The 18,695-nt window shown below is 59.8% G+C and carries 18 protein-coding genes; 9 read left to right on the forward strand and 9 right to left on the reverse strand.

The genetic code is table 11. The features are described 5' to 3' along the window. Positions 1-326 precede the first annotated feature (326 nt). Positions 327-782 (reverse strand): MarR family winged helix-turn-helix transcriptional regulator, encoded by a 456-nt coding sequence (locus ACOYXJ_RS18280; RefSeq protein ID WP_460372978.1) that lies wholly within the window; start codon positions 780-782, stop codon positions 327-329. Between the two features lie 72 nt (positions 783-854). Then, complete coding sequence (locus tag ACOYXJ_RS18285) at positions 855-1,811, reverse strand: LysR family transcriptional regulator (protein WP_460370833.1); 957 nt, start codon at positions 1,809-1,811, stop codon at positions 855-857. A 109-nt stretch (positions 1,812-1,920) separates the two neighbouring features. Here ACOYXJ_RS18285 and ACOYXJ_RS18290 point away from each other — a divergent pair, with 109 nt between their 5' ends. Next, positions 1,921-2,670: a sulfite exporter TauE/SafE family protein gene (locus tag ACOYXJ_RS18290; RefSeq protein WP_176091755.1), complete on the forward strand. Its 750-nt coding sequence runs from the start codon at positions 1,921-1,923 to the stop codon at positions 2,668-2,670. On the opposite strand, the gene ACOYXJ_RS18295 is transcribed toward ACOYXJ_RS18290, so the two are convergent. Further along, positions 2,660-3,514, reverse strand: a complete 855-nt coding sequence (locus ACOYXJ_RS18295) for a LysR substrate-binding domain-containing protein (RefSeq protein WP_007908606.1) — start codon at positions 3,512-3,514, stop codon at positions 2,660-2,662. The genes ACOYXJ_RS18290 and ACOYXJ_RS18295 overlap by 11 nt on opposite strands. A 96-nt stretch (positions 3,515-3,610) precedes the next feature. Between ACOYXJ_RS18295 and ACOYXJ_RS18300 the strand changes: the two genes are divergently transcribed. Continuing rightward, positions 3,611-3,832, forward strand: a complete 222-nt coding sequence (locus tag ACOYXJ_RS18300) for a DUF1127 domain-containing protein (protein WP_150792992.1) — start codon at positions 3,611-3,613, stop codon at positions 3,830-3,832. A gap of 64 nt (positions 3,833-3,896) precedes the next feature. Further along, entirely contained in the window at positions 3,897-5,123 is a 1,227-nt protein-coding gene (locus ACOYXJ_RS18305) for a winged helix-turn-helix domain-containing protein (RefSeq protein WP_460370836.1), read from the forward strand. Positions 5,124-5,222: 99 nt separating this feature from the next. On the opposite strand, the gene ACOYXJ_RS18310 is transcribed toward ACOYXJ_RS18305, so the two are convergent. Further along, complete coding sequence (locus ACOYXJ_RS18310; RefSeq protein ID WP_003226774.1) at positions 5,223-6,569, reverse strand: class II 3-deoxy-7-phosphoheptulonate synthase; 1,347 nt, start codon at positions 6,567-6,569, stop codon at positions 5,223-5,225. A gap of 150 nt (positions 6,570-6,719) precedes the next feature. Between ACOYXJ_RS18310 and ACOYXJ_RS18315 the strand changes: the two genes are divergently transcribed. Further along, positions 6,720-7,475 (forward strand): spermidine synthase, encoded by a 756-nt coding sequence (locus ACOYXJ_RS18315; RefSeq protein WP_150792989.1) that lies wholly within the window; start codon positions 6,720-6,722, stop codon positions 7,473-7,475. A gap of 106 nt (positions 7,476-7,581) precedes the next feature. Here the strand turns inward: ACOYXJ_RS18315 and ACOYXJ_RS18320 are convergent, their stop codons facing one another. Next, positions 7,582-8,373, reverse strand: a complete 792-nt coding sequence (locus tag ACOYXJ_RS18320) for a crotonase/enoyl-CoA hydratase family protein (RefSeq protein WP_150792988.1) — start codon at positions 8,371-8,373, stop codon at positions 7,582-7,584. 422 nt (positions 8,374-8,795) lie between these two features. Between ACOYXJ_RS18320 and ACOYXJ_RS18325 the strand changes: the two genes are divergently transcribed. Continuing rightward, positions 8,796-10,469 carry a DEAD/DEAH box helicase gene (locus tag ACOYXJ_RS18325; protein WP_008088238.1) on the forward strand — a complete coding sequence of 558 codons (1,674 nt, stop codon included), beginning with the start codon at positions 8,796-8,798 and terminating at the stop codon, positions 10,467-10,469. Positions 10,470-10,574: 105 nt separating this feature from the next. Here ACOYXJ_RS18325 and ACOYXJ_RS18330 read toward each other — a convergent pair whose 3' ends face one another. Then, positions 10,575-11,342: a DODA-type extradiol aromatic ring-opening family dioxygenase gene (locus ACOYXJ_RS18330; protein WP_150792987.1), complete on the reverse strand. Its 768-nt coding sequence runs from the start codon at positions 11,340-11,342 to the stop codon at positions 10,575-10,577. Positions 11,343-11,445: 103 nt separating this feature from the next. On the opposite strand from ACOYXJ_RS18330, the gene ACOYXJ_RS18335 reads away from it, so the two are divergent. Beyond that, positions 11,446-12,093 (forward strand): thiopurine S-methyltransferase, encoded by a 648-nt coding sequence (locus ACOYXJ_RS18335; protein WP_460370840.1) that lies wholly within the window; start codon positions 11,446-11,448, stop codon positions 12,091-12,093. Between the two features lie 198 nt (positions 12,094-12,291). Here ACOYXJ_RS18335 and htpX read toward each other — a convergent pair whose 3' ends face one another. Beyond that, the gene (gene htpX, locus ACOYXJ_RS18340; RefSeq protein WP_007908619.1) at positions 12,292-13,179 is read right to left on the reverse strand and encodes a protease HtpX; all 888 of its coding nucleotides are present in this window, start codon (positions 13,177-13,179) and stop codon (positions 12,292-12,294) included. 303 nt (positions 13,180-13,482) lie between these two features. Then, positions 13,483-14,694 carry a pyridoxal phosphate-dependent aminotransferase gene (locus tag ACOYXJ_RS18345; protein WP_007908620.1) on the reverse strand — a complete coding sequence of 404 codons (1,212 nt, stop codon included), beginning with the start codon at positions 14,692-14,694 and terminating at the stop codon, positions 13,483-13,485. A gap of 224 nt (positions 14,695-14,918) precedes the next feature. Between ACOYXJ_RS18345 and msrB the strand changes: the two genes are divergently transcribed. From msrB to ACOYXJ_RS18360, 3 genes are all read left to right on the forward strand, one after another. Further along, positions 14,919-15,314: a peptide-methionine (R)-S-oxide reductase MsrB gene (gene msrB, locus ACOYXJ_RS18350; RefSeq protein ID WP_095120468.1), complete on the forward strand. Its 396-nt coding sequence runs from the start codon at positions 14,919-14,921 to the stop codon at positions 15,312-15,314. A gap of 110 nt (positions 15,315-15,424) precedes the next feature. Next, on the forward strand, positions 15,425-15,910 hold the full coding sequence (locus tag ACOYXJ_RS18355) for a glutathione peroxidase (protein WP_460370843.1): 486 nt from the start codon (positions 15,425-15,427) through the stop codon (positions 15,908-15,910). Then, positions 15,907-16,368 carry a MarR family winged helix-turn-helix transcriptional regulator gene (locus ACOYXJ_RS18360; RefSeq protein ID WP_150792985.1) on the forward strand — a complete coding sequence of 154 codons (462 nt, stop codon included), beginning with the start codon at positions 15,907-15,909 and terminating at the stop codon, positions 16,366-16,368. The genes ACOYXJ_RS18355 and ACOYXJ_RS18360 overlap by 4 nt, the downstream gene beginning before the upstream one ends. Here the strand turns inward: ACOYXJ_RS18360 and ACOYXJ_RS18365 are convergent. Next, positions 16,352-18,673: a hybrid sensor histidine kinase/response regulator gene (locus ACOYXJ_RS18365; protein WP_460370845.1), complete on the reverse strand. Its 2,322-nt coding sequence runs from the start codon at positions 18,671-18,673 to the stop codon at positions 16,352-16,354. The genes ACOYXJ_RS18360 and ACOYXJ_RS18365 overlap by 17 nt on opposite strands. Positions 18,674-18,695: the final 22 nt, after the last annotated feature.

Below are 18,695 nucleotides of genomic sequence, written 5' to 3' on the forward strand. Positions count from 1 at the left end.
GGTGTGAGCCTCATTGAGTGTGTTTGTGTGCGCTAATTGTTTGTGCGCTAAGTAAGTGCGAGATGAATGTATCGCGCTAATATTTAGTGCGCAAGATAAATTTTTGAAAAATCTGCGTTTCGACAAAACGGCGAATCGCTCGGTCAGCCTGAACAGTGCGATTTAGAGGGGATGGCGGGGAGATCAGGCGTTGAAAAATATTCTTCAGACGACGAGATCAAATGTAGGAGTGAGCCTGCTCGCGATAGCGTTGGTTCAGTCGACTTCTGAGTTGACTGGCACACCGCTATCGCGAGCAGGCTTACTCGTACAAGGATTGGTGGGCCTTAGCTAAGGCTTTCTTGTAGATGGCTACGTAGCGCCTGCAACTCTGATTGCAGCTTCTGCAGGCGTTCCAGAGAGAAGCCGCTGGCGCCGAGAATGCATTGCGGGACCGTCTGGGCTTGCTCTTTCAATGCACGGCCTTGTTCGGTCAGTTCAACAATTACCACGCGCTCATCCTCACGACTGCGCGTACGGCTGAGCAAGCCTTCAGCTTCCAGCCGTTTAAGCAGCGGAGTCAGCGAGCCGGGATCGGTCAGCAACCGCGAGCTGATTTCTCCGACGGTCAAACCATCCTTCTCCCACAGCACCATCATCGCCAAGTACTGCGGGTAGGTCAGATTCAAGGCTTGCAGTAGCGGCTTGTAGACCTTGGTCATCATCAGCGAAGTGGAATGCAGGGCGAAGCACGCCTGATTGTCGAGGAGCAGGTCGTCGCAGGTGTCGCGTTCGGAAGTCATGTCAAAGCCTTGTTCGATGATGGTCATGAATCTAGCGCTCGAACCTTTAATGCGCCAGATAATTCTCCGGATTCAATGTCTGCCCAGATCGCGCTGCAACGCCAGATCCCAAGGCGGCACCGGACTGAAGCGGGTCTTGAGATATTCAAGCAACAAGCGGCTGCGCGAGTTGGTTTGTTGTTCCATGCGCAGCGCGTAGATGCCGGTGGACTCCGGTTTGGGCAGGCCGTTTTCGCAGAACAGCGGCAGCAATTCGCCGCGCAACAGGTATTCGCTGGCCAGCCACGTCGGCAGATGCGCGATGCCCAAGCCGGCCAGAGCGCCGCAGACCAGGGCCTCGGCATTGTTGGCGCTCATGCGGATGCGCGCCGGACGGTGCAATTGCATCTGCCCGTCCTGTTCGAAGCGCCAAGCGAAGGGTGGGGCGAGGCCTTCCCAGTCCAGGCCATCATGTTCATGCAACTGCGCGGGCGTGTTTGGCATGCCTCGGCGCTGCAGATAATCGGCGCTGGCGCAGGCAATGCGCACCATGCTCGCCAGCGGTGTGGCCACCACTCGCGTATCCGCCATCTGCCCGGCCCGCAGCACCAGATCGACTTTGCCCAGGTTCGAGCCGCCCATGTCGACGAAACTGTCGATCAAGTGCAACTGCACGTCCAGCCCCGGGTACAGGACGAGAAAGTCAGCAATCACCGGCGCCAGATGTCGGCGCCCGAACGCGGCGGGGGCATCGATGCGGATCAAACCCTCGGGCGCACTGCTCAGGGACACAGCCTCGGCGCGGGCCAGTTGCAATTCGGCGACTATCCGTCGCGCGCGTTCAGCAAACGCCAGGCCTGCCGGCGTTGCGCGCACGGCATGGGTGCTACGGACAAACAACTGGCTGCCAACGGCGCTTTCCAGACTGTCGATCCGTCGAGCGACGGCCGAAGGTGTCAGCGGATGGCGGCGCGAAGCGGCGGAAAAACTGCCGCTCTCCAGCACGTCGAGAAACAGCCCGAGTTGATCGGTCAATTGATTGGGATTCATATCGGTTCAACGCTTGTGCGAAATCGGCATAGCCATTGTGCGTTGCTATGCGTTTCCCCGCCAGCCGTGACTGCGTAGGATGAATCGCCTGACGTGAGAGGAATTTGCTGTGATGGAGTTTGTGTTGTACCTGCTGTTCGGCGCCGCCCTTGGCACACTTGGCGGCATCTTCGGCATCGGCGGCGGTTTGATTGCCATTCCGTTGCTCGGTGTGTGGTTTGGCCTTGATCAACAGATTGCCCAAGGCACCGCACTGGTGATGGTCGTGCCAAATGTGATGCTGGCGCTGTGGCGTTATCACCAGCGCAATCGCATTGAACTGCGGCATGCGTTGCCCTTGGCGGTGATGGGCTTCTGCTTTGCGTGGATCGGTTCGATCTGGGCGGTGGGCATTGATGCGCAAACCATGCGCATCGGCTTTGTCGCGTTCCTGGTGGTGCTCTCGGCGTACAACCTGCTGAAGATGTTCGGCAAGCAACCCGCTGCGACGTCTGAAATGCGCTATTCCTGGCCTTGGCTTGGCGTGCTCGGTGCGGCGTCCGGGACCATGGGCGGTTTGTTCGGTGTCGGTGGGGCGGTGGTGGCAACGCCGGTGCTGACTAGCCTGTTTGGCACCACGCAAGTGGTTGCTCAAGGTCTGTCGCTGGCGCTGGCCTTGCCAAGCACCGGCGTGACCCTGGTGACTTACGCGGTACACCACGAAGTCGACTGGATGATCGGTCTGCCACTGGCCATCGGTGGTCTGGCCAGCATCAGTTGGGGGGTGAAAGTCGCCCACGCGATGCCGGAAAAACTCCTGCGTGGGCTGTTCTGCGGTTTCCTGGTGCTGTGTGCGGTGATGCTCGCGTTTAAAGTTTGAAGCCTTCGACGATGTGCTCGGCCAGGCACTCGGTGATCGGCGACGGATTGTTCAGGTTGCGGATCAGCATGATGCTGGCCTCTGGCAGCAGCGGCAGATCCTCGGCGGCGCCGAGAATGCGCATGTCCGGGGTGATCAGGCTCTCCAGTTGCGCGGTGATCGCCAGACCGGCGCTGACCACCGCCATCAATGCCGAAAGGCTGGTGCTGTTGTAAGCGATGCGATATTCGCGGCCCATCGCATCCAGCGCATTACACGCCCACAAGCGGCAGAAACAATCACTGTTGAACATCGCCAAGGGCAGCGGCGTCTGTTCGTGGGCGCTGAAATTCTGCGCCTCGGCCCAGACAAAACGCTCCTTGCGCAGTAGTTGGCCGATCTCGTTGCCCGGTTCGCGGGTGACAATCGACAAGTCCAGGTCGGTGCGCTGCAGCAGTTGTTTGGTCGACTCGCAATGCACTTCGATCTGGATCAGCGGATAGAACTGCGCAAACCGCGACAGAATTCCCGGCAGGAAACGCATCACGTAATCATCCGGTGTACCAATGCGTACCGTGCCGACCATGTGTGGCTCGCGCAAGGTGTTGAACACTTCACTGTGCAACTTGAGGATGCGCCGCGCGTAACCGAGCAGCACCTGGCCTTCAGCGGTCAGGCGCACCTGACGGCCGTCGCGCTCGAACAACTGTCGCTGCAACACGTCTTCTTCCAGACGCTTCATCTGCATGCTCACCGCCGATTGTGTGCGGTTGACCATTTCGCCGGCGCGGGTGAAACCGCCCTGATCGGCAATCGCGACAAAGGTGCGCAGGACATCGGTATCGATACTGGGGTAGGCCGACAATTGATGAATCTCCGTGATGCATGCCATCAGAAACATTTGTTGGATTGATCTTAGCGCCGGCGTGAGACTTGAGCCATCCACAAAGGAGGCAACACGATGAAAGGTCAAAGAGAGTATGTAGACGAATCAAAATTTTCCGGCCACGGCCATATCGTTTCCGACCTGCTGCACAAGTTTAGCCGCTGGTACGAACTGCACCGTGAACGCGAGTTGCTCGCCAGTCTGAGTGACGAAGCGTTGAAGGACATCGGCATCAGTCGTGCCGACGTTGAACACGAAGCCGTGCGGCCGTTCTGGGATGACCCGATGCATAAATGATGAGCAGAGCGCTACACAAACCAACTTCCAGTGAGGTAGGTTGCGAGCAGACAAGGAGATGCTCATGCCCGCAACAGTATCCTTTTCCATCAAACAGGCGCGACGTCTGGCGCTGGCTGCCCAAGGCTTCAACGGGCGCCAGCCGCCGACTGTCAAAGCCGCTCACGTCAACCGGCTGATCGAACGGCTGGGTTTGTTGCAAATCGACTCCGTCAACGCGGTGGTGCGCTCGCATTACCTGCCGCTGTTCTCCCGTCTCGGCTCCTATTCCTCCGATTTGCTCGACCAGGCTGCTTGGAGTTCGGGGCGACGTCGTACGCTGTTTGAATACTGGGGACATGAAGCGTCATTGCTGCCGCTGTCGATGTATTCGTTGATGGCTTGGCGCATGCAGCGAGCCAGGCGCGGCGAGGATATCTATCAGCAACTGGCGAAATTCGGTCGTGAGCAGCAGGACGTGGTTCGCCGGGTCTTGAATTCGGTTGAAGAGCAAGGCGCGTTGGGCGCCGGCAGTTTGTCGATTCGCGAAGACAAGGCCGGACCATGGTGGGACTGGAGCGCGGAAAAGCATGCGCTGGAATGGTTGTTTGCGGCCGGTGAAGTAACGGTGGCGGGGCGTCGTGGTTTCGAGCGTTTGTATGATTTGCCGGAGCGAGTGATCCCGTCATCGATCCTGCAACAAGCTCTGCCGGATGAAGCCGAGGCGCAGCGAGGGTTGCTGCTGCACGCGGCGCAGGCCTTGGGTGTCGGCACCGAAAAAGACCTGCGCGATTACTTTCGTCTGAATCCGGCGGATGCGCGCCCACGTCTGGCGGAGCTGGTCGAGGCCGGGCAATTGCAACTGTGCGAGGTCGCCGGCTGGCGGCAAATCGCCTATTGCCTGCCGGAGCCGAAAGTCCCGCGCAAGGTGGCGGCCAGTGCGCTGTTGTCGCCATTCGATTCGTTGATCTGGGAGCGCAGTCGCACCGAGCGGTTGTTCGATTTCCGTTATCGGCTGGAAATTTACACGCCGCAGGACAAGCGGGTTTACGGCTATTACGTGTTGCCGTTCTTGCACAACGAGCGAATTGCGGCGCGGGTTGATTTGCGCGCCGAGCGGGCGGCGGGGCAGTTGGCGGTGCATGCGGTGCACGAGGAGGAGCCGGGACTGGATGAAGAAGGGATGTTGGCGCTGGCCGCTAATTTGCGGCAGATGGCGGACTGGTTGGGGCTTGATCGGGTGCAGCTCAATTGTCAGCGTGAGAGTGCGGCGCGGTTGCGGGTGGCATTGGCACAGATTGGGGGCGACTGAACCGGCCTCTTCGCGAGCAGGCTAGCTCCCACAGGGGGTTTGTATACGACACAAATCCCCTGTGGGAGCTAGCCTGCTAGCGATTTCAGGCGACGCGGTCTAGCGGCGAACCTGCTTCAGGGTTTCGGCAATCAGAAACGCCAATTCCAGCGACTGATCGGCATTCATCCGCGGATCACAGTGGGTGTGATAGCGATCCGACAAACCATCTTCAGTAATCGGCCGCGCGCCACCGATGCACTCGGTTACATTCTGCCCGGTCATCTCGATGTGAATGCCGCCGGCATAACTGCCTTCCGCTTCGTGCACCTGGAAGAACTGCTTCACTTCGCCAAGAATCTGCGCGAAGTCGCGGGTCTTGTAGCCGCTGCTGGCCTTGATGGTGTTGCCGTGCATCGGATCGGAACTCCACAGCACTTGCTTGCCTTCACGCTGCACCGCGCGGATCAGCGCTGGCAAATGATCGCCGACCTTGTTCGCACCCATCCGTGCGATCAGGTTCAGACGGCCCGGATCGTTGTCCGGGTTGAGCACGTCGATCAGACGGATCAGGTCATCCGGGTTCATGCTCGGGCCGACTTTCACGCCGATAGGATTATTCACGCCACGGAGGAATTCGACGTGTGCACCGTCAAGCTGGCGGGTGCGGTCGCCGATCCACAGCATGTGCGCCGAGCAATCGTAGTAATCGTTGGTCAGGCTGTCGCGACGTACGAAGGCCTCTTCGTAATTCAGCAGCAGCGCTTCGTGGGCAGTGAAGAAACTGGTTTCGCGCAGTTGCGGTGAGCTGTCCATGCCGCAGGCGCGCATGAATGCCAGGGTTTCATCGATGCGGTCGGCGAGGTGGCTGTACTTCTCGGCCAGCGCCGAGTTGGCGATGAAATCCAGATTCCATTTGTGCACCTGATGCAGGTCGGCAAAACCGCCCTGAGCGAACGCGCGCAGCAGGTTCAGCGTGGCAGTGGACTGGTGATAGGACTGCAGCAGGCGCTCCGGATCCGGTACGCGACTTTTCTCGTCGAAACCGATGCCGTTGACGATGTCGCCCCGGTAAGCCGGCAGCGTCACGCCATCGATGGTCTCGTCGTTGGCCGAACGCGGCTTGGCGAACTGACCGGCCATGCGCCCGACCTTGACCACCGGGCAACCGGCGGCGAAGGTCATGACGATCGCCATTTGCAGCAACACTTTAAAGGTGTCGCGAATCTTCGCCGCGGAGAACTCGGCGAAGCTTTCCGCGCAATCGCCGCCCTGCAAAAGGAAGGCCCGGCCCTGAGTGACTTCGGCAAACTGCCGGCGCAGTTCGCGCGCTTCACCGGCAAACACCAGCGGCGGATAACTGGCCAGGGTTTGCTCGACCTGGCGCAGGTGCGCGGCGTCGGGGTATTGCGGTTGTTGCTGGATCGGCAGGGCGCGCCAGCTGTCAGGGCTCCACGGTTGGCTCATCACGGTCTCTAGGGGTCTACGCACGGAAGGCCATGTTAGCAGCAATTAGTGCGTGACCTGCTCCCGTCCCATCACCGACAATCGCCGCTTTGCCACGGTGCCACAGCGGTGCCATCGCGTCACCGCGCCCGGTGACCATCAGGAGACGAAATGACTGAGGAGCGCGTCGAGCATCTGCTCGCCGAAGTACAGGATGAGTTCGGCGTGATTCGCGTGCTGGAAGTGGCTGATTACCGCTTTCTCGAGTTCGGCGATGCCATCGAGCAAAGCTGCGTGTTCACCGCCGACCCGAGCTGGCTCGAATACGATTACACCCGGGCGATGCTGATCGGCGCGTTGTGCCATGAGCAGCCGGAGAGTGCGCTGTTTCTCGGGCTCGGCGCTGGAACGCTGACTCAGGCCTGCCTCAAGTTTCTGCCGCTGGACGATGTCGAAGCCATTGAACTGCGTCCGGATGTGCCGCGCCTGGCCATCGAATACCTTGGCCTGGATGATGATCCACGGTTGTATATCCGCGTCGGCGATGCGCTTGAATTGCTGCCAACGGCAGAGCCTGCGGATCTGATTTTCGTCGACCTGTACACCGATGTCGGCCCGGGCGTCGGGCATCTTGCCTGGAGTTTTCTCGGTGATTGCCAGAAACGCCTGAATCCGGGCGGCTGGCTGGTGATCAACCAGTGGGCCACCGATGATGGCAAGCCGTTGGGTGCGGCGTTGTTGCGCGGGCTGTATCACCGGCATTATTGGGAGCTGCCGGTGAAGGAGGGCAATGTGATTCTGATTGTACCGGCGGACCTCGATCAGGTGCTGGACATGCAGGCGCTGACTGCCCGGGCCGAATCGTTGGCGCCGAAGCTGGGGTATTCGTTGCAGTCGTTGATCAACAGTATTCGCCCAGCCACCTGAGGCATCTGTGATGGCCCCTTCGCGAGCAGGCTCGCTCCCACATTGGAATGCATTTCCCTGTGGGAGCGAGCCTGCTCGCGAAGAGGGTCGATAACCTGCGAAAATTTCAGATCCCTTTGAAAATGCCAGGACGCCGCTCCACCAGCGACCGCACCCCCTCCTTGGCATCCTCACTGGCCAGCAACTTTTTCACCAGTGCTGGCAATGCCTGCGCCGCCGCGGTCTCACCCTCATACCGAGCCTGTCGCGCTGACAGCAACGTCGCTTGCACCCCCAATGGCGCCTGCCGGGCAATCCGCTCTGCCAATTCAATCGCCCGCGGCAGGAGGTCTTCGCTGGCCATGACTTCCTGCACCAACCCCAGGTGCAACGCCTCGTGCGCATCGAACTCATCGCCGGTCAGCAACCAGCGCATCGCATTGCCCCAGCCGGCAATCTGCTGAAATCGCAGAGTCGCGCCACCAAAAGGAAAGATCCCACGCTGCACTTCCATTTGCGCGAAGCGGGTATTGCTCGCGCACAGGTTAATGTCGGCGGCCAGCATCAACTCGATACCAATGGTCAGGCAATAACCTTGCGCGGCGACAATCACCGGTTTGCTCACCCGTGGTCCGACGAAAACACCCCACGGGTCGCAACCACCGGTCGGAACCTGCCAGCCTTCAGCGAGTGCGCCGCTGGCGCTGACCAGATCCAGACCAGCGGTAAAGTGCTCGCCGTGACCAAACACCACCGCCACCCGCGCTTCGCTGTCGGCCTCGAACTCGCCATAGGCCAGGCTGAGTTCATTGAGCAGGTCGAGGTCGAAAGCATTGCGCTTGGCCGCTCGATCCAGGCCAATCAGATGGACGTGACCACGGCGTTCACGGCTGACGCGGCCGGGGCAGGGCTGATTCATGGCGAAATCCTCAGGCGGGAAGGGCGGTGGCAGCGACGGTATGCCGCACGTCGATGAATCGTTTTAGCGTCATCGCCCGCAGGGCCGGGCCTTTGAAAAATAGACCTTGGCGCGATTATCCGCAAAACCCCGTTACACAGCGGTGACACAGGTATTTTGACGATAAAAAAAGCTCCCTTTTTGGGCAAAATCCGGTATAGTGCGCGCCGGCCTTTAACCGGGCCGCGTTTAGGTAGCGCATTTCCCGAAGTCAGCTTCGGCTGCACGTCCGCATTGCGGGCTCTTCCCGGACGATTCTTTTTTTCATTCATTCGTTTTCGCAAATCCCCGCCGACAAAGCTGCCAGGGCGACTCTTGAGTCTCAACACGGCATGCGCAGCTTTGGAGCATGGGTCTTTGCGGATGCACTTAGAGGCAGACCCATGACCCAGGAAACCGGCGGATTCGCCGCTTTTAATCTTAACCCGAATATTCTTGCAGCCGTCGCAGCGACCGGCTACGAAGAGCCTTCGGCGATTCAGCAGCAATCGATCCCGATCATCATGGCCGGCCAGGACATGATTGGCCAGGCGCAAACCGGTACCGGTAAAACCGCCGCGTTCGCACTGCCTATCCTGCACCGCATCGATCCTGCCAAGCGCGAACCGCAAGCCCTGATCCTGGCGCCAACTCGTGAGTTGGCGCTGCAAGTAGCAACCGCTTTTGAAACCTACGCCAAGCAAATGCCGGGCGTTACTGTTGTGGCCGTTTACGGCGGCGCGCCTATGGGCCCACAACTGAAAGCAATCCGTAATGGCGCACAGATCGTTGTCGCCACTCCGGGCCGTCTGTGCGACCACCTGCGTCGCGACGAAAAAGTTCTGTCGACCGTGAACCACCTAGTTCTCGACGAAGCTGACGAAATGTTGAAGCTGGGCTTCATGGATGACCTGGAAGTCATCTTCAAGGCTCTGCCAGCGACCCGTCAGACCGTTTTGTTCTCGGCGACCCTGCCGCAGTCGATCCGCGCCATTGCCGAACGCCACCTGCGCGATCCGCAACACGTGAAGATCCAGACCAAGACCCAGACCGTTACCGCGATCGAACAGGCTCACCTGTTGGTTCACGCTGACCAGAAGACTTCGGCCGTTCTCAGCTTGCTGGAAGTGGAAGACTTCGACGCTCTGATCATGTTCGTGCGCACCAAGCAAGCGACCCTGGATCTGGCCAGCGCCCTCGACGCCAAAGGCTACAAAGCCGCGGCGCTGAACGGTGACATCGCCCAGAACCAGCGTGAGCGCGTCATCGACTCGCTGAAAGATGGCCGTCTGGACATCGTTGTGGCGACCGACGTTGCCGCTCGTGGTCTGGACGTTCCGCGCATCACTCACGTGTTCAACGTTGACATGCCGTACGACCCGGAATCCTACGTTCACCGTATCGGCCGTACCGGCCGTGCTGGTCGCGAAGGTCGTGCACTGCTGCTGGTGACTCCGCGTGAGCGCCGCATGCTGCAAGTGATCGAGCGTGTAACCGGTCAGAAAGTCGCTGAAGTTCGCCTGCCGGACGCTCAAGCTGTTCTCGATGCGCGCATCAAGAAACTGACCAACAGCCTGTCGCCGCTGGTCGCTGATGCTGAATCGACTCACGGTGAGCTGCTCGATCGTCTGACTGCAGACATCGGTTGCACCCCGCGTGCCCTGGCTGCTGCGCTGCTGCGCAAAGCCACCAACGGTCAAGCGCTGAACCTGGCGGCGATCGAGAAGGAACGTCCACTGGTGCCGAACAACGCACCGCGTGGCGACCGTCCTGAGCGCACCGGTGATCGTCCTGATCGTGGTGACCGCGAGCGTCGCGCGCCAATGCCTCTGGGCGAAGGCCGTGCTCGTTGCCGTACCGCGCTGGGTGCGCGTGACGGTATCGCTGCGAAAAACCTGCTGGGCGCCATCCTCAACGAAGGCGGTCTGGCCCGTGAAGCGATCGGTCGCATCCAGGTGCGTGACAGCTTCAGCCTCGTCGAGCTGCCGGAAGATGGTCTGGACAAACTCCTGACCAAACTGAAGGACACTCGCGTTGCCGGTAAGCAGCTGAAACTGCGTCGCTATCGCGAAGATTGATCCGCCCTTGGGCTGATTGATCGAACATAAAAAATCCCCGACTGGTTCGGGGATTTTTTTTGCCTGATTTTTGCCTTTGTGGGAGCGAGCCTGCTCGCGAAGGCGTCAACCGAAACGATAAATATCCATGCCCAGCGCACCCATCGTGAAGCCCTTGTGCGCCACGCTGAACTCACCACCGGCGCCCCGGGCAAAATACAGCGGCAACAAATGCTCATCGCTCGGATGGCTGCGCACCGCATGCGGCGCCTGCTGGCGATAATCATGCAGCGCCGCCTCATCGTCGGCCGCCAACTTCTCGATCACCCAGTCACGGAAATCCCGCGCCCACGGCTCGACACTTTCCGGGCCGGCGTGCCAGTCCAGTTCGCGCAGGTTGTGGGTGATGCTGCCAGAGCCGATCAGCAAAATGCCCTGATCACGCAGACTCGCCAGCGCGCGGCCGACCCGGGTTTGCAGCGCCGGGCCAGCGCGACTCGGCAGGGAGACCTGCACCACCGGGATATCCGCTTGCGGGTACATCAGCGACAACGGCACCCAGACACCGTGATCGAACGGACGCTGGGGATCGAGGCGTGCTGGCAGATTATTGGCAGTCAACAGATCGGCCACCTCAGCGGCCAACTGCGGATCACCCGGCGCCGGATACTGCACTTCAAACAATGCACGCGGAAAGCCACCGAAGTCGTGCCAGGTTTCCGGTTGCGCATGGCTGCTGACGAGCAGTTCGTGGCTTTCCCAATGCGCAGAAACAATCACGATGGCTTTGGGTTTCGGTAATTCGGCGGCCAGACGCGCCAGCGCCGGGCCACTGGCGCCGGGCTCCAGCGCCAGCATGGGCGAACCATGGGAAATAAACAGGCTGGGAAACATGATGGGTTCCTGAGCGTTAAGATGAACCCATCTTCAGTCAGTTCACTGATCTAAATCTAATATAAGTTTTGATGCTTTTTGATCGAATTATTGGGAGTGATACATGCAGCCTGAGTTTTGGCACAAGAAGTGGGCTTCGGGGCAGATTGGTTTTCATCTGCCCGAGGTGAACCCGTATCTGCAGCGGCACTGGACGGCTCCGGCATCGGCGCGGGTGCTTGTGCCTTTGTGTGGGAAAAGTCTGGATCTGGCGTGGCTGGCCGGGCGCGGTCATCGGGTGCTCGGGATCGAACTGTCGGAAAAAGCCGTCGAGAACTTTTTCAGTGAGCATCAGGTGCAGCCACAAATCAGCGAGAAGGGCGCGTTCAAGGTCTATCGCAGCGATGCCTTCGAGTTGTGGTGCGGGGACTTTTTTGCGCTGACGGCGAGCGATGTGGCCGATTGCACAGCGTTGTACGATCGCGCCGCACTGATTGCCTTGCCAGCGCCAATGCGTGAGCGCTATGCGGCGCATCTTCAGCGGATTCTGCCGCAAGGTGTGCAAGGGTTGCTGATTACGCTGGATTACAATCAGGCGCAGATCCCGGGGCCACCGTTTGCGGTGGGGGATGATGAAGTGCAGCGGTTGCTAGGAGGTGTCTGGCAGGTGGAGGTATTGGAAGAGCAGGATGTGCTGAGTGAGAGCGGGAAGTTCTTGCAGTCGGGCGTGACGCGGCTGGAGGAGCGGGTTTACCGCATTTCTTCCCGATAAATAGCGTGGGATTTTCTGGCCTCATCGCGAGCAGGCTCACTCCTACAGTGATTTGTGCTGAATCGCAGATTGTGTGACCGCCACAGAACCCTGTAGGAGTGAGACTGCTCGCGATGAGGCCAGTGAGAACAGCTAACTAATCATGACAACAAAAAAGGCCCGCATCACTGCGGGCCTCTTGTTTTTACGCCAATCTGATCAACCGCGACGACGCAGCGCGTCGATACGCTCTTCCAGCGGCGGGTGGCTCATGAACATGCGGGCAAAGCCCTGTTTGATGCCACCGTTGATGCCAAAGGCGTTCAGGGTGTCCGGCATGTGCACCGGTAGACCCTGTTCGGCGCGCAGACGTTGCAGTGCGCCGATCATTGCGCTGGTGCCGGCCAGACGTGCGCCGGCTTCGTCGGCACGGAATTCGCGCTTGCGCGAGAACCACATGACGATCGCACTGGCCAGAATGCCCAGTACCAGTTCGGCGAAAATGGTCGCCACGTAGTAAGCGATGCCCTGACCTTCTTCGTTCTTGAAGATGACCTTGTCGACGAAGTTGCCGATGATCCGCGCAAAGAACATCACGAAGGTGTTCACCACGCCCTGGATCAGCGCCAGCGTAACCATATCGCCGTTGGCGACGTGACCGATTTCGTGGGCCAGTACGGCTTTCACTTCATCGGGTGAGAAACGCTCGAGCAAGCCCTGGCTGACCGCGACCAGCGCGTCGTTCTTGTTCCAGCCGGTGGCGAACGCGTTCGCTTCATAGGCCGGGAAAATACCGACTTCGGGCATCTTGATCCCGGCTTCGCGGGACAGTTGCTCGACGGTTTGCAGCAGCCATTGCTCATGCCGGGTACGTGGCTGGCTGATGATCTGGGTACCGGTGCTCATTTTCGCCATCCACTTGGAAATGAATAGCGAGAACAGCGAGCCGGCGAAACCAAAGACCGCACAGAAAACCAGCAGCTGACTAAGGTCGAGATCAACCCCGTTGGCCGCCATGAACCCGTTGAAGCCGAACAGGCTCAGGGTGATGCTGGCTATCAGCACGACCGCCAGGTTAGTGGCCAAAAACAGCAGGATGCGCATCATGGTTGTAGAAATCTCCTCAAGCTAAAGATGTAGCGTACTGCGGGGTATATAAGGTGCTGCACCGGGCTATTCAACTGAGTGACTATTTCAAACTGTGTCCTACAGCGATTTCTTTGGTGCCAGGCACATTTCCCACGACAGATACCGATAGGGATGACTACCAGCCGCGACCCGTCGCCATTACGCTGGACGCAGGTAAACGGTACGAATCGCAAGTGTAGAAGGCGTGCGCAGAGGCGGAACGCAGAAGTGTTGCTGAATCAGACAGTGCGCAACGTTTGCCCGTTGCGCACCGCTGGCCAGTTACTGGCGGTAGGACTTGAGGAAATTGCCGATACGGCCGATGGCCATTTCCAGATCGTCGACGCGGGGCAGGGTGACCACGCGGAAGTGATCCGGCCATGGCCAGTTGAACGCCGTGCCTTGCACCACCAGCAGCTTCTCGGAGAGCAGCAGGTCGAGGACGAATTTCTCGTCGTTGTGGATCGGGCAGACTTTCGGATCGATTTTCGGGAACGCATACAGCGCGCCCATCGGCTTGACGCAGCTCACCCCCGGAATGTCGTTAAGCAACTCCCAGGTGCGGTTGCGCTGTTCGAGCAGGCGACCCTGTGGCAACACCAGATCGTTGATGCTCTGATAGCCACCCAGTGCGGTCTGGATCGCGTGCTGACTCGGCACGTTGGCGCACAGGCGCATGTTGGCCAGCATGTCGATGCCTTCGATGTAGCTCTGGGCGTTGTGTTTCGGCCCGGAGATGGCGATCCAGCCAGAGCGGAAACCGGCCACGCGGTACGACTTCGAAAGACCGTTGAAGGTCAGGCAGAGCAGGTCCGGCGCCAGCGACGCGGTGCAGATGTGCACGGCATCGTCGTACAGAATCTTGTCGTAGATCTCGTCGGAAAACACCACCAGGTTGTGCGCACGGGCGATTTCCAGCATGCCCAGCAATACTTCCTTCGAATACACCGCGCCGGTCGGGTTGTTCGGATTGATGATCACCATGGCTTTGGTGTTCGGGGTGATCTTGGCCTTGATGTCGGCCAGATCCGGGAACCAGTCGGCACCTTCGTCGCACAGGTAATGCACGGCGTTGCCACCAGCGAGGCTGACGGCGGCGGTCCACAGCGGATAGTCCGGGGCCGGCACGAGCACTTCGTCACCGTTGTTGAGCAGCGCCTGCAGCGACATCACAATCAGCTCGGACACGCCGTTGCCCAGGTAGATGTCTTCGATGCCGACACCTTCGACATTCTTTTGCTGGTAGTACTGCATCACTGCTTTACGCGCGCTGAACAGGCCTTTGGAGTCGCTGTAGCCTTGCGCGGTCGGCAGGTTGCGGATCACATCCTGAAGAATTTCGTCCGGCGCTTCGAAACCAAACGGCGCCGGGTTGCCGATATTCAGCTTGAGGATGCGCTGGCCTTCCTCTTCCAGTCGTTTGGCGTGCTTGAGCACCGGGCCGCGAATGTCGTAGCAGACGTTGGCGAGCTTGTTCGATTTGCTGAACTGCATGGCGATGTGATCCCGAAAATGAACGATCCAGGCGGCGAATGGACAACCGTGCTGGGATTCCTGTGTTTTCACACAGGCGGACGTCTTGAGCCGTGGCTCCCATAATCCGTTTGAATGCGCCCGGTCTGGCTGCCAGACTGGTGCGTGACGAGGCGCAATCATACGTGCCGCCCGATCCGTGGAAAAGGTACAGATCGGGCTTTTTCAGCCGCTGAGGTGTGATGATGGAAAAGTTGGAAAAAACCCTGGAAGAATGGCGGGCGATGCTCGACCCCGAGCAATACAACGTTTGTCGTCTGAGTGCGACCGAGCGCCCGTTCTCCGGCAAATACAACGACACCAAGACCGACGGTGTCTACCACTGCGTTTGCTGCAACGAAGCGCTGTTCGATTCCAAGACCAAATTCGATTCCGGCTGCGGCTGGCCGAGCTTCTATGCGCCGATCGGCGAAAGCGCGATGACGGAAATCCGTGATACCACGCACGGCATGATCCGCACTGAAGTGAAGTGCGCGCGCTGCGATGCGCATCTGGGTCATGTTTTCCCCGACGGTCCGCCACCGACCGGTCTGCGTTATTGCATCAACTCGGTGTGTCTGAACCTCGAACCGCGCGCATAAACGATTGAAGGCGACCCTCGGGTCGCCTTGTTATTCGATAATTAAATTGCACACAATTTAATTGCTCGCTATGTTTGGCCCTTCCTGACCTGTCTGCGGAGCCCAGTGCCATGAGCGACAACCTGCTGAACATCCCCTGCACCACGATCGAGGGTGAGCAAAAGACCCTGGCCGATTTCGCCGGCAAGGCGGTATTGGTGGTCAACACCGCCAGCAAATGCGGTTTCACCCCGCAGTACAAAGGCCTCGAAGAACTGTGGCAGACCTACAAGGATCAGGGGCTGGTGGTTTTGGGCTTCCCGTGCAATCAGTTCGGCAAGCAGGAGCCGGGTAACGAAGGCGCCATCAGTGAGTTTTGCGAGCTGAACTTCGGCGTCAGCTTTCCGCTGTTCAAGAAGATCGAAGTCAACGGCGCCGGCGCGCATCCTTTGTTCGTGCAGTTGAAGAAACGCGCGCCGGGCGTACTCGGTTCGCAAGGTATCAAGTGGAACTTCACCAAGTTCCTCATCGGCAAGGACGGCCAGTTGGTCAAGCGCTTCGCCCCGGCCACCAAGCCGCAGGACCTGAGCCGCGAGATCGAAGCTCTGCTCAAATGAACAGCCTGCCGGTCGATTCGCTGAAGCTCGACAGCCAGTTGTGCTTCAAGTTGTACGCCGCCTCCCGGGCGGTGATTCGCGCCTACAAGCCGATGCTCGATCAGCTCGGCCTGACGTATCCGCAATATCTGGCGATGCTGGTGTTGTGGGAATGGCAGGACGCCGCGCCGGAGCTGCCGACCGTCAAGGCGTTGGGCGAGCGCCTGGCTCTGGACTCGGGCACGCTGACGCCATTGCTCAAGCGTCTTGAGCAGTTGCAATGGGTGCAGCGCCAGCGTTCGACGCGTGACGAGCGCGAAGTGCACCTGAGCCTGACACCGGCAGGGCAAGCCTTGCGCGAGCAGGTCGGGCCGCTCAAGGCCCGGTTACTGTGCGACAGCGGGGTTGATCTGGACCGGCTCAATGAGTTGCGTGAAGGTCTCGATCACTTGCTGGGGCAGATCAAAGCGCTGTCGTAGTCGGGATCCACTGATCGAGCAGTGCCGCCAGTTCTTCGCGGCGGAACGGCTTGGCCAGATAGTCGCTCATACCTGCCGCACGGCAGCGTTCGCGCTCCTCGGACATTGCGTTGGCAGTCAGGGCGACGATAGGCAGGTTTGGCCAGCGCCCGCTCTGGCGGATCTGCCGGCTGGCTTCGTAGCCATCCATCACGGGCATGTTGCAGTCCATCAGCACCAGATCGAATTCGTGATACTCCAGTTGATCCAGCGCTTCGGCACCATGGGCGGCGACGATGACCTCGCAGCCCAGTTTGCCGAGCATGCCTTTGGCCACCAGTTGATTGACCGGGTTGTCCTCCACCAGCAACACCCGCCCGCGCAGCACCGAGGGAGCGGTTTCGAGCTGCGCATCGTTGATTGCAACCACGTCCGGCTGCAGCGTGCGCCGCAGGTTCTGGTAGAGCGCGTTGCGCGCCAACGGTCGTGCCTGTTGTTGCAGAGGTGTGAGCGCGGCCGCTTCTTCGCTCGGCAGGAAGCTGCCGTAGGCGGTCACCAGCAAAATCGGCGCAACGAGCGTCGGGCGCAGGCCGAACAGACACTCCGGACAATCAGTGATCACCACGTCCGGCGTCAGGCCCAGCAGTGAGTCATCGATGGTGCGCTGCTCGTATGTCAGTCCCCACACCGGCAGCAGGCTTTGCAGCAGTTCCGCCAAGCCACTGCTGGCGGCGGTGATGGCGAGGATTTTCCCGTGCAGCGGCGCAGGTGCCAGCGCGCGGGTATGGCAGGGCAGAGGTAGCTCGGCACAGAACTGACTGCCAAACCCGGTCTCGGAACTGATGGTCAGGCGCCCCTGCATCGCTTCGCAAAGGTTGTAGGTCAGCGCCAGCCCCAGCCCGGTGCCGCCGTACTGGCGAGTGATGCCGGCGCCCGCTTGAGTGAACGGCTGGAAGATTTTCAGCTGCGCGTCCTGGGCGATACCGATGCCGGTGTCGCAGACCTCGATGCGCACCCCATCCTGGTAGGTCGACAAGCGCACGTCCACCCGGCCGAAACGGGTGAATTTCAGCGCGTTGGACAGCAGGTTGCTGACGATCTGCCGCACGCGAGTCGGATCGCCCAGCACCAGTGCCGGGAAGTGCGGGTCGATCAGGCAGGTCAGCTCGACGCTCGGTGCAGCGTTCTGCGACAGCAGGTTGGCGGTGTCTTCGATCAACGAGCCGAGATCGAACGGGATGTGCTCAAGCTCCAGTTGCCCGGCATCGAATTTCGACAGGTCGAGGATATCGTTGAGCAATTCCACCAGCACCTTGCCCGAATCGTGCGCGATCGACAGTTGTTGCTGTTGCTCGGCATTCAACGGGCCGTCGAGTGACAGTGCGATCATCCCCAACAGGCCGTTGAGCGGCGTGCGGATCTCATGGCTCATGTTGGCGAGGAACGCCGAGCGGGCTTCGGCCATTTCCAGAGCGGTGCTGCGGGCGACTTCGAGTTCCTGATTGGACTGGCTGAGCCGGGCGTTGATTGCCTTGAGTTCGGCGGTGCGTGCCGAGACGATGTTTTCCAGTTGCCCAAGGTAGTCGGTCAGGCGGTTTTCGGCGTTACGCCGCTGCTGGATCTCGGTGGCAATGTTCTCGAATTGCTGATTGGCGACTTTGACCAGCACACCGATTTCATCGTTGCCGTGGCCGGACGGGCACTCGAGTGTGGTCGGCTCGGCGCTGCGCGGGTCGCGCCCGCTGAGTTCGCGGATCACCCGCACCAGCGGTTTGGTCAGCATCACGTAGAACAGCGCCAACAGGATGCCGGTGAGAATCAGACTGCGGGCGAAACCATTGAGCAGGGTGACCTCGGCCCGGCGCAGGAAGCGGCTGCCAAAGGCATAGGTGTCGACCTCGAGGCTCAACACCCCCAGCGATTCGTTGGGCAGATGATCCAGATACAGACGATCCTCGAACTGGCGCTTGGCGCCAAACAGGAAGTCGCTGATCACCCGATATCCGCTTTGCAGCTCCGGGCGTTTGACGCTGGCCAGCACCGTACTGTTGTTGTCGATCAGTTGCGCAGAAATGATCGCCGGCGAGCGCAACAGCCCCAGGGTCAGTTCCTGCGCCAGTTCGGCGTCGATGTTGTAGGCGATCCGCGAGGCCGGGTTATGGCTGATTTCCAGCAAAGACAGGATTTCCCGGTTGATGGAGGCGTCTTCACTGGCATAATCGATGCCGATTTGCAGCAGGCTGAGCAGCGTGCCCAGAATGAACCCGACCAGCACGGTAAGCCTGGCTTGCTTGTAAGACAGCCGGTGGGTGAATTTGATATCCATGGGGTGTTGAACCACTTCCGTT

This window comes from Pseudomonas sp. Tul2A7, from assembly GCF_054790505.1.